This window comes from Winogradskyella sp. MIT101101 (assembly GCF_047126865.1).
Classification (GTDB): Bacteria; Bacteroidota; Bacteroidia; order Flavobacteriales; family Flavobacteriaceae; genus Winogradskyella; species Winogradskyella ouciana.
Window position 1 is genome coordinate 2,284,599 of sequence record NZ_CP138982.1, and the last position, 11,364, is coordinate 2,295,962.

8 protein-coding genes are annotated in these 11,364 nt (G+C 35.0%); 6 read left to right on the plus strand and 2 right to left on the minus strand.

Annotated features, from left to right (window positions below):
- Nucleotides 1-52 precede the first annotated feature (52 nt).
- Nucleotides 53-1,300, plus strand: coding sequence for a cation:proton antiporter (locus SIB89_RS10275; RefSeq protein WP_273289709.1), 1,248 nt, complete (start codon nt 53-55; stop codon nt 1,298-1,300).
- Here SIB89_RS10275 and SIB89_RS10280 read toward each other — a convergent pair.
- Complete coding sequence (locus SIB89_RS10280) at nt 1,297-2,016, minus strand: DUF3298 and DUF4163 domain-containing protein (protein ID WP_273289708.1); 720 nt, start codon at nt 2,014-2,016, stop codon at nt 1,297-1,299. The genes SIB89_RS10275 and SIB89_RS10280 overlap by 4 nt on opposite strands.
- A 98-nt stretch (nt 2,017-2,114) precedes the next feature.
- On the opposite strand from SIB89_RS10280, the gene SIB89_RS10285 reads away from it, so the two are divergent.
- Nucleotides 2,115-3,254 (plus strand): cystathionine gamma-synthase, encoded by a 1,140-nt coding sequence (locus tag SIB89_RS10285; protein WP_273289706.1) that lies wholly within the window; start codon nt 2,115-2,117, stop codon nt 3,252-3,254.
- A 31-nt stretch (nt 3,255-3,285) separates the two neighbouring features.
- Here SIB89_RS10285 and SIB89_RS10290 read toward each other — a convergent pair whose 3' ends face one another.
- Nucleotides 3,286-4,089 (minus strand): THC0290_0291 family protein, encoded by an 804-nt coding sequence (locus SIB89_RS10290; protein ID WP_273289705.1) that lies wholly within the window; start codon nt 4,087-4,089, stop codon nt 3,286-3,288.
- Nucleotides 4,090-4,315: 226 nt separating this feature from the next.
- Here SIB89_RS10290 and gdhA point away from each other — a divergent pair, with 226 nt between their 5' ends.
- From gdhA to SIB89_RS10310, 4 genes are all read left to right on the plus strand, one after another.
- Nucleotides 4,316-5,659, plus strand: coding sequence for an NADP-specific glutamate dehydrogenase (gene gdhA / locus SIB89_RS10295; RefSeq protein ID WP_273289704.1), 1,344 nt, complete (start codon nt 4,316-4,318; stop codon nt 5,657-5,659).
- Nucleotides 5,660-5,806: 147 nt separating this feature from the next.
- Complete coding sequence (locus SIB89_RS10300; protein WP_412559712.1) at nt 5,807-8,167, plus strand: ABC transporter substrate-binding protein; 2,361 nt, start codon at nt 5,807-5,809, stop codon at nt 8,165-8,167.
- Nucleotides 8,168-8,169: 2 nt separating this feature from the next.
- The gene (gene recO / locus SIB89_RS10305; protein WP_412559713.1) at nt 8,170-8,889 is read left to right on the plus strand and encodes a DNA repair protein RecO; all 720 of its coding nucleotides are present in this window, start codon (nt 8,170-8,172) and stop codon (nt 8,887-8,889) included.
- A 23-nt stretch (nt 8,890-8,912) separates the two neighbouring features.
- Nucleotides 8,913-11,348 carry a TonB-dependent receptor domain-containing protein gene (locus tag SIB89_RS10310; RefSeq protein ID WP_412559714.1) on the plus strand — a complete coding sequence of 812 codons (2,436 nt, stop codon included), beginning with the start codon at nt 8,913-8,915 and terminating at the stop codon, nt 11,346-11,348.
- Nucleotides 11,349-11,364 lie beyond the last annotated feature (16 nt).

The following is an 11,364-nucleotide window of genomic DNA, read 5'->3' on the forward strand; positions in this document are numbered from 1 at the left end:
AAATAAAGCACAATATTATATTTTTAACCCGCTCAAAAATCGATTGTCAGTAATGGAATATTATTCAATAGCAACAATTTTAATAGTGCTCTCGGGCATTTTTGGTTACATCAATGTAAAGTTCTTAAAACTTCCAATTACTATTGGTTTAATGGTAATTACCATTGTATTTACAGCAGTTGTGGTTGCCATTGCACAGTTTAATGACACACTACTTCTGCAAGAAAGAGCATTCATTAATAGCATAGATTTTGAAACGGTTCTGTTGGATATAATGTTGAGCTTTCTACTCTTTGCTGGCGCGCTGCATACTAATTTTCAGCAATTAAAAATTCAAAGAGGACCAATTCTAGCATTTGCCACTTTAGGGGTTTTAATGTCTACCTTTTTGGTGGGAGTAATTATGTTCTTTGTACTGCAATGGATGAATTTGAATGTTGATTTTATTTACTGTCTATTGTTTGGGGCATTAATTTCTCCTACCGACCCTATTGCCGTTTTAGGAATATTAAAAAAGGCGGGCGCACCGAAAAAATTAGAAACTAAGATTGTGGGTGAATCCTTATTTAATGATGGAGTAGGTGTAGTGATATTCTTAACCATATTTGCCATTGCAGCTAAGCCTGAAGCGGCTATAGAGTTTTCATCTATAGCGACCTTATTTGGTCAAGAAGTTATAGGTGGATTGATTTTGGGCTTAGTTTTAGGCTGGATAACTTATCGATTAATGCGTTCTATTGACAATTATGAGGTAGAAGTTATTCTTACTATTGCAACTGTAATGGGAGGTACCATGTTAGCACATAAGTTTCATTTATCGGCACCTTTGGCTATGGTAACAGCTGGGTTAATTGTCGGAAACGATACTGTAAGAAATTCGGCAATGTCTGAAACTACCGAAATCTATGTTGATAAATTCTGGGAGCTTATAGATGTATTATTAAATACTGTTTTGTTTGTAATGATTGGTATGGAAATGCTAGTCTTAACTTTAGAAGGAAAATACATTTATGCAGGCTTATTGGCTATACCAATCATTTTATTGTGCCGTTATATTTCTTTGTGGCTACCTATAAAATTCTTTTCTAAACGGTTGGATTTTGTTCCAAAGACTAACCTTATAATGACTTGGGGAGGATTGCGTGGAGGGATTTCAATTGCGTTAGCCCTTAGTTTATCAGAAGAAATGCATAGAGAACTATTTTTGGTGATAACTTATATTGTGGTAATTGTATCTATAGTAGGTCAGGGCTTAACCGTAGAGCCTATTATAAAACGATTGACAAGACCCAAAGTTTAATGCACTTTAAGCAAAGACTCGACATCATTAAAAGGAATAACAAATTCTGTAAAACCTTGGTCGTAAGAAGCTACTTCATAGACATTATAAAGTAAAACCAAGCCATCATCACTAAAACCAATATTTTCTGGCAGTTGAAAAGGCTTTCCAAAGAAGAAATCTTCCATTTTTATTTGTTCGCTATCTCTATCAAGAGACTTTACAAAGTGTGATTTAGCTATAACTTTAAAATCTTTCAAATTCTCGATTATATCTTTTTGATTGAGAACCTCACCTGTTTTAGCATTAAGGTTTAAGAATTTTATTTTGTCATTTCCGTGTGCGCCACCTTTAAATTCGTAAGTACTGACAGCAAGAGTAATAACCTCGTCAGATTGATAAATTTTTTCTGTTTCAATATGCAGCTCCCAAACAGGCTCAGAGGCATCAGGAAAGTCTTTTTTAAAGTTTATAAACTCTGAATTGAAATCTTTTAAAATGGACTCAAGGTTCGTCTTTTTTGTTGCATCACTTAATGTGGTAATTATAGCTTCTTCAATCTTAAAATTAATGGTTTTACTTAGCTCATTTTTGCCAATAGCTTTATCATAAATCACGGAAATGTCAGCTTCGTAAGTATTGTTAATTTCAGTTGTTTCAAATACAACAGGTTTAAATTCCGAATCGCAGGAATTCAACAGGAATAAAAAAACGAAAAAAGGCAGTAATCGCTTCAAGAATCTTGTGTTTTAGTTAATCATACCATAAAGGTATTGCATAGAATTGAATAGAACGCATAATCCCTTAAATTTGTTGTAATATAAAAATGCACTTCATGAAATTCAATACAAAAGTAATACACGGAGGTCAGGAGCACGATCCAGCTTATGGATCTGTAATGCCACCAATATATCAGACAACAACCTTTGCACAATCTACACCTGGAGGACATAAAGGTTATGAATACTCCAGAACGCATAACCCAACGCGTAATGCTCTGGAAAACGCAGTTGCCAGTATAGAAAACGGAAATTATGGCTTAGCATTTGCGTCGGGTTTGGCGGCAATAGATGCAATTCTAAAATTATTACAACCTGGTGACGAAGTGGTTTCTACAAACGATTTGTATGGCGGCACCTATCGTCTATTTACCAAAATATATGAAAATTTCGGAATAAAATTCCATTTCATTGGTATGCAGAATGTTGCTAAAATAGAAGAATACATAACACCAGACACTAAACTCATTTGGGTAGAAACACCAACCAATCCTATGATGAATATTATAGATATTGTTGCGGTTTCTAATATTTCAAAAAAGCACAACGTTTTATTAGCAGTTGATAACACTTTTGCAACGCCTTATTTACAGCGTCCCTTAGATTTAGGTGCAGATATTGTTATGCACTCTGCAACCAAATATCTAGGTGGTCATAGTGATGTGGTAATGGGAGCATTAGTGGTTAAGGACAAAGATTTAGCAGATAAACTTTATTTTATTCAGAATGCAAGTGGAGCAATCTGTGGGCCACAAGACTCGTTTTTAGTTTTAAGAGGAATTAAAACACTTCATATACGTATGCAAAGACATTGTGAAAATGGGAAAGCTATAGCAATCTATTTGGCTAATCACCCAAAAATTGAAAACGTGTACTGGCCAGGTTTTGAAAGCCACCCTAATTTTGAGGTTGCAAAATCTCAAATGGATGATTTTGGAGGTATGGTCTCTTTTACGACTAAAGGAAACAACTATGAAGAAGCTATTAGAATTGTTGAAAATCTTAAGGTTTTTACCCTTGCAGAATCACTTGGTGGTGTAGAATCTTTAGCTGGTCATCCAGCGAGTATGACACATGCTAGCATTCCTAAAGAAGAACGTGAAAAAACAGGAATAGTGGACTCATTAATCAGACTCAGTGTAGGAATTGAAGACGAAGGTGATTTAATAGCAGATTTAGAACAAGCCATAGGCTAGTTACTTCGCATCACAAAAAACATATTATATTCTAGTCTAAATAATAGATATACCCAAAGTTGAGCCATAAATTCCAGTCGTTGTTTTTGTTAGAAGGTAATTTATGATTTAGACCATCTATAAAGTCATTAAAATAATATTGCCAACGAAGTTCTAAAAATAAATCTGAAAGTATAGTGAGCTTATATCGGGTTCCTATACTCGCAACAACGGACCAAGTTGATCCAGACTCGTTGCTTACAAATGGGTCACCACCAGAAGCAGCTCCCCAAGGGTTATAAAAATTGCTGTTGTTTAATATATTGCCATCACCATAGGTAGTTTCTACAGATGGGTTGTAAGATACAAAGTGTGCTCCAAGCGCACCAAAAGGGGCAAAAGAATAAGCACCAGCTGAGAAAGCTCTAATACTTCTAGGAAAATACTCAAGTTGCATACCTATGTCCCAGTTTTGGGCTTCACCAGTATGCTGTCTTAGTCGTTCCGCATCTTGACTTGTTCTAGAGTCATCCACCCATTTTCCAAAATGGTTTAACGAAGTCTTATTCCAAGAAATTTCACTTCGTATTTTAAAGTGGTCATTCCAATATGTGTCAGTAGAATAACAATTACAGTCAGCACGATAGGCAAAATTAATGTAGTGAACAATACCTACGGCAATACCAGTATTCCCTGAATTAGTTTCAAAATCTTTTCTAACTCCAAAATCAGATTGGAAAGCAACAGCACCTACAAAAGCACCGATTTCATGAGAGAAGCCCAACTGGGCAGAAGTAGTTTGCACTGAAAAAACAAGCACAAACAAAAGAAATAGTTTTTTTAAGTGTATTGCCATATAACTCTATCTAAAAATTTGAAGCTCTTATCGAACAAATATATAAAAACTCGACGAACTACAAAATAAAACGGACAAAATGCATTTTTCTTGTTAGGGATAAGAATTTTACTGCAATTCTGAAATATTGAAAAAATAATTGAGAATATAAAAAAAATGAATGGTTATTTTTATAGATAACGTATCTTTATGCCCTTAAAATTACAATTTCTTAACATTTTTTTATATGAAAGATAAAATTGAAGCTTTTTTAGATCTTGTAAAGGAGCGCAACGGTCACGAACCAGAGTTTTTACAAGCAGTTCAAGAGGTAGCAGAAACAGTTATTCCATACATAGCTAAACATGAAATCTATAATGGAAAAAATATTTTACTTAGAATGGTAGAGCCAGAAAGATTGATCTCTTTTAGAGTCAGTTGGGTTGACGATTCTGGTGAAATACAAGTGAACAGAGGCTATAGAGTACAGATGAATTCTGCTATAGGACCTTACAAAGGCGGTTTGCGTTTCCACCCTACAGTAAATGCTAGTATTCTTAAATTCTTGGCGTTTGAACAGGTTTTTAAAAATAGTTTAACGACACTTCCAATGGGTGGAGGAAAAGGAGGTTCTGATTTTGACCCTAAAGGCAAGTCAGATAATGAAATTATGCGTTTCTGTCATGCTTTTATGACGGAGCTATACAGACATATTGGTCATAATACGGATGTACCAGCAGGTGATATAGGTGTAGGAGCGAGAGAGATTGGGTATATGTTTGGAATGTACAAAAAGCTGAATAATACATTTACAGGCGTCTTAACTGGTAAAGGACAATCTTGGGGAGGATCTTTAATTAGGCCAGAAGCTACGGGATATGGAAATGTTTACTTCGCTGACAATATGTTAAAAAGAAAAAACGACTCCTTTAAAGGTAAGAAAGTTGTTGTTTCTGGGTCAGGAAATGTTGCACAGTATGCTGCAGAAAAAGCCATTGAGCTCGGTGCAACAGTATTAACACTTTCGGATTCTGGAGGTTATATTGTTGATGAAGAAGGCATAAGTTCAGAAAAACTAAAGTTTGTTATGGACCTTAAAAATGTAAAAAGAGGCCGAATAAGTGAATATGTTGAGAAATATCCAAATGCTAAATATGTTGCAGGCGAAAGACCATGGTCAGTAAAATGCGATATAGCACTTCCTTGTGCGACTCAAAATGAACTGAATGGTGAAGAAGCAAAACAACTCATAGAAAATGGTTGTATATGTGTATCTGAAGGTGCGAATATGCCTTCTACACCAGAAGCAATACATGAGTTCCAAAAAGCAGGCATTTTATTTGCACCAGGAAAGGCTTCTAACGCAGGTGGTGTAGCGACTTCTGGTTTAGAAATGAGCCAGAATTCCCTACGTTTAAGCTGGTCTAGAAAAGAGGTAGATGAAAAGCTAAAAGACATAATGGAAGATATTCATGATTCTTGTGTAGAATATGGAAAGAATGAAGATGGGTCTATAGACTACATAAGAGGCGCTAATATTGCAGGCTTTGTGAAAGTAGCAGATGCTATGCTGGCACAAGGCGTAATTTAATTATTTTTAAATAACACTATTAATACAAGCCTCCATGTTTTATGGAGGCTTTTTTTATGACATTGTATATGATTAACATCATATTATCGTTACTATTAAATATATTTGAGCAAACAATTTATAATGTATAAAAGTGTTTTTAAAACCTTGATTTTAATACTGGGTTTATCTACTAGTATGTATGGTCAGGAATTTTCAACCCTATGGCAAGCACATTATTCTTATAATGACATAGTTGATGTCGTCAGTGGAGATAGTAAGATTTATGCTGCAGCCCAAAATGCTGTTTTTGAATATGATATATTCTCTGAAGACCTGAAAACAATTACAACGGTTGATGGTTTGTCTGGGGAACAAATTACTACAATACATTATAGTGAAACTTACCAATATTTACTCATAGGATATGAAACAGGCTTAATAGAAGTCTATTCAGAAACTGAGGAATCGGTATTGTCTGTAGTTGATATTTTAGAAAAAGAAAATATAACACCTATTAACAAAACTGTAAATCATTTCTACGAGCACCAAGGTTTGATTTATATTTCTACGGATTATGGAATTTCAGTATATGATTTAGAACGATTAGAGTTTGGGGACACTTATTTCTTAGGAAATGGAGGCTCACAAATTAGGGTAAATCAGGTTTCTGTTTTAAATGACGAAATTTTTGCAGCCTGTTCTAACAATAACGGCCTTAAAAAAGCAGATCTAAACAATCCTAATCTTATAGATTTTTCTCAATGGCAAATTTTAATAGGAGGTAATTTTGTTACAATTAACACACTTGTAGATAAGGCCTATGCAGTCAGGGATAATAGAGCATTATTTGAAATTGACCAATCAGGTTTCACTCAATTGTTTACATTAGATATACTGCCTAATGATACTGAGGTAAGTAACTCTAATTTAATTATATCAACAATGAATACAGTATATGTTTACGATACAAATATTCAGTTGGTAAATAGTTTTCAGCCAAACGAAGAGTTTGATACAAGTTTTACGTCTGCAACACAAATAGATGATTTCATTTATATCGGTTCGCAAGATTTTGGTGTGTTGAGAAGCTCAATTTCAGATAATACATTTTATACGGAAATAAAGCCGAACGGTCCTTTATTTAATGAAGTGTTCAGGGTAAATGCAGAAACTGAAACAGTTTGGGCAACTTTTGGGGACTATACCGAATCGTTAGATCCTTCTCCGGTCAGGAGAAGAGGGTTTAATTATTACCGGGATGAAATATGGGAAGATGTCCCTTTTGATAGTGTTTTTGGAGCGAAGAATCTTACTGAGATAGCAATAAATCCCTTTAATCCAAATCAGGGCTTTATAAGTTCTTTTCAAGACGGTATTTTAGAGGTTAATGATTTTACGCCTACAATTTTATATAATGAAGATAACAGTGGACTAGAGTCTCTGGTACTTCCTAACGCCCCTGATTTTAAGAGCATTAGAGTGTCGGCATCCATTTTTGATAGAAATGGAGTTTTATGGTCACTCACAGCTCGTGCTCCAAACCCCTTAAAATCCTATGACCCTAATACAGGGAGCTGGCAAGGCTATGATTTTTCTGCAATTATAGAAAATGCTTTGTTAGATGAATTTGGCTTTTTTGATATAGCCATAGATAATAATGGCACAAAATGGATAGGCGGATACTCTAATGGTTTATATGCTTATAATGAAAATATAGGTACAGACCCATTAAGAAATATTGTATCCGAAGAACAGAACCTCCCTTTTCCTAGGGTGACGTCATTAGAAATAGACAATAGAAACCAACTTTGGGTAGGTACATTTGCTGGCTTAAGGGTTCTGTTTAATACTTCAGGATTTTATGATGATCCAAATCCAACCTTAAGCTCTATAATAATTTTAGAAGATGGTATCCCAAAAGAATTACTAGAAGGACAGTCCATAACTGATATTGAAGCTGATGGCTCTAACAATAAATGGGTTGGCACTGTAGATTCAGGTGTTTTTTATTTTTCACCTGATGGGCAAAATACCATTTACCATTTTACAAAAGATAATTCTCCATTGCCTTCAGACCGTATTAATGATATCTCCATAGACCCAAATAATGGAATAGTCTATATAGCAACTACCAAGGGCATGCTGTCCTTTAGAGCAGGTGGCTCAAAACCAGAAGAGACTTTGGAAAATGCATTTGTTTATCCAAATCCGGTAAGACCAGAATACAATATATTGGGATTTAATGATCTGAACGATGTTAACAAGGGTATAAAGGTCAGCGGACTTACCGAAAGTGTAAATATTAAAATCACAGATATAGAAGGTAATTTAGTTGCCGAGGCACAGTCCAATATCAACTTAAGATCTTCTAGTGCCAATTATAACTTTGCTATAGATGGTGGTACTGCGATATGGAACGGTAAAAACCTCGCTAATGCTGTAGTAAGAAGTGGTGTTTATTTGGTAATGATTTCAGATTTAGACTCCTTTGAAACCAAAGTTCTCAAAGTTCTCATAGTTAGATAACCATGCTTACCAAAAACAACAGCATTGTACTTTCAAAATTAAAATACAAAGACTACGACCTTATCGTTAAATGCTATACCCAACAACGCGGAATAGTAAGTTATATATTAAGAGGGATTTTAAAATCTAAAAAAGGCCAAGCAAAGACCGTTTATTTTCAAGCATTATCTCAGTTGCAGATAGAAGAAAACTTTAAGCCAAATCAATCGCTCCACGCCATTAAAGAAGTGAAGTTGGGCTATATTTATAAAAGCCTTCACACTAACATTTATAAAAGCGCTATAGTTTTATTTTTATCCGAAATTCTTTCTAATGTATTAAGGGAAGAAGAAAGGAATGAGGCACTCTATGACTATTTAGAAACTGCGTTGCAATATCTAGATAATGAAGAGCAGTATGCCAATTTCCATCTTTTATTTTTATTAAAGCTAACACGCTATTTAGGATTTCAGCCCGAAAACCTAAATAAAAATCACGCTTATTTTAATCTGCAGTCTGGAATATTTGAAACTTTCGATGATGGAATTTACTCCATTTCTGGGAAAAATTTAACACTGCTGAAACAGTTGTTGGGCATAAATTTTGATGCGTTACATACTATCAAAATTAGTGCAAAACAAAGACAAGAGTTTTTAAATATGTTATTGCATTATTTTGAATTACATTTGGACGGTTTTAAAAAACCTAAATCATTACAGGTGCTTAATGAGGTATTTCATTAAGCAATTTTTACGAAAAGATTTTAATGAAGATGCGCATAAAAGTAAAATGCAATACCATACTTAGTGTTATTTTATTTCTTTTTTTACAAGTATCGTTTTCCCAAACAATTACTGTTTTAGAAGAAGGTAGTAACGAGCCTATTCCTGGAGTTGCCTTATACAATTTAAAGAAAACAAAATATGTGGTTACAGACATTGACGGTAAGGCCAAATTAGATAGTTTCAACGCGCGAGAAATCATTTATTTTCAAAATCTACTATACGAGAAACTTCAGTTAAGAAAGATTGAGATTTCAGACAATAACAACATCATTTATTTAACTCCCAAAATTGAAAGCTTAAACCAGATTGTGATTTCGGTCTCAAAGTTTGAACAAAGTAAACGAGACATTCCACAATCCATAGTAAGCATAAGTGCAAAGGAAATAGCCTTAGCAAACCCACAGACCAGTGCAGACTTGCTAGAAAACACTGGAAATGTTTATGTTCAAAAGAGTCAAATGGGTGGTGGGAGCCCTATGATACGAGGTTTTTCTACTAATAGATTACTTATTACAGTAGATGGTGTTAGAATGAATAACGCCATATTTAGAGGTGGTAATCTTCAGAATGTAATTTCCATAGACCCATTATCCATTCAGAATACCGAAGTAACATTGGGAGCTGGTTCCGTGGTTTATGGTAGTGACGCTATAGGAGGCGTCATGAGTTTTTACACAAAAAAGCCTCAGTTGTCATACAAAGATGAATTGTTGGTAAGCGGAAATGCTTTAGCGAGATATGCTAGTGCCAATTTTGAAAAAACAGGACATTTCGATTTAAATCTCGGGTATAAAAAATGGGCATTTTTAACCAATGTAAGTTACACGGATTATGATGATTTAAGAATGGGAAGCAATGGCCCGACAGATTATTTAAGACCAGAATATGTCATTACGCAAAATGGTGAAGACGTTATCGTTGCTAATGATAATCCTAAGGTTCAAAAACCTACAGCGTATAGTCAGATTAACTTAATGCAAAGGGCACGCTACGAACCATCCGATAATCTTAAGTTCGATTTAGGATTGTATTACACCACCACATCAGATTATCCAAGATACGACCGGTTGATACGACCACGAGGGGAATCGTTGCGTTCTGCCGAATGGGAATACGGGCCACAGCGATGGTTTATGGGTAATTTTCAGGTGACCAAAACCAGTAGTAGTTCCAACTTGTATGATAAGATACAGGCTACAGCCGCATATCAAAATTTTAAGGAGAGTAGAAAGGATAGGGACTTTCAATCCTCTATAAGACAAGTAAGAGAGGAAAATGTGGATGCACTTTCCTTTAATTTAGATTTAGAAAAAAAGGTAAGTCCTAAGACCACCATTTTTTATGGGCTCGAGTATTTACACAATCGAATTGGCTCTAGTGCGCAAGAGGAGAATATTGATACCAATATGAGTTCTCCCAATGTAACCCGTTATCCAGATGGTGCTACTTGGCAATCTCTTGCAGGTTATGCGAGTTTAAAATATAAACCTAACTCTAAATTTGTCTTTCAATCTGGGTTAAGGTATAATCAGGTATTGGCAAGTGCCGATTTTACTGAAAACAACGCTTTTTTAAACCTTCCGTTTGATGATGCTGAGGTCAATACAGGTGCTCTGACAGGTACCGCTGGTATTACATGGTTGCCTAGTGATATGATTCAATGGAAGCTAAATGCCTCAACCGCCTTTAGAGCGCCAAACATAGACGATATAGGAAAAGTTTTTGATTCTGAACCCGGTTCAGTTGTAGTGCCTAATAGAGACCTAAAAGCAGAGTATGCCTATGGAGGAGAATTGGGATTGAAACTGAATTTCGATAAAAAGGTCATTATAGACTTAGCCACATATTACACGTTTTTGGATAATGCTTTAATCCGAAGGGATTTTGAGCTCAATGGAGAAACAGAAATTATGTATGATGGTGAGCTCAGTACTGTACAAGCTATACAGAATGCATCTAAGGCATGGATTTATGGGTTTGAAGCAGGAATAGAGGTTAACTTTTCTGATCGCTTAAAGATGCGATCTCAGTATAATGTTATAGGAGGAACAGAAGATAATGATGGAGTGGAAGTGCCAGTAAGACACGTAGCTCCCAATTTTGGCAGAACCCATTTTATTTGGAAAAACGATAAGCTACTTTTTGATGTCTTTTTGGTTTATAATAACGAGCTATCATTTAATCAATTAGCGCCTTCAGAAATATCTAAAGATTATTTATATGCTAAAGATTCAGATGGAAATCCATATGCACCGTCTTGGCACACTTTAAACTTTAGAGCACAGTACACTTATAGTGAAAAATTAAGCCTTACAGCAAGTTTAGAGAATATCACAGACCAACGCTATAGAACTTATTCTTCTGGTATAGCTGCGGCTGGTAGAAATTTGATATTGGCTTTAAAATATAGTTTCTAATTCTAAAAAAAAAGCC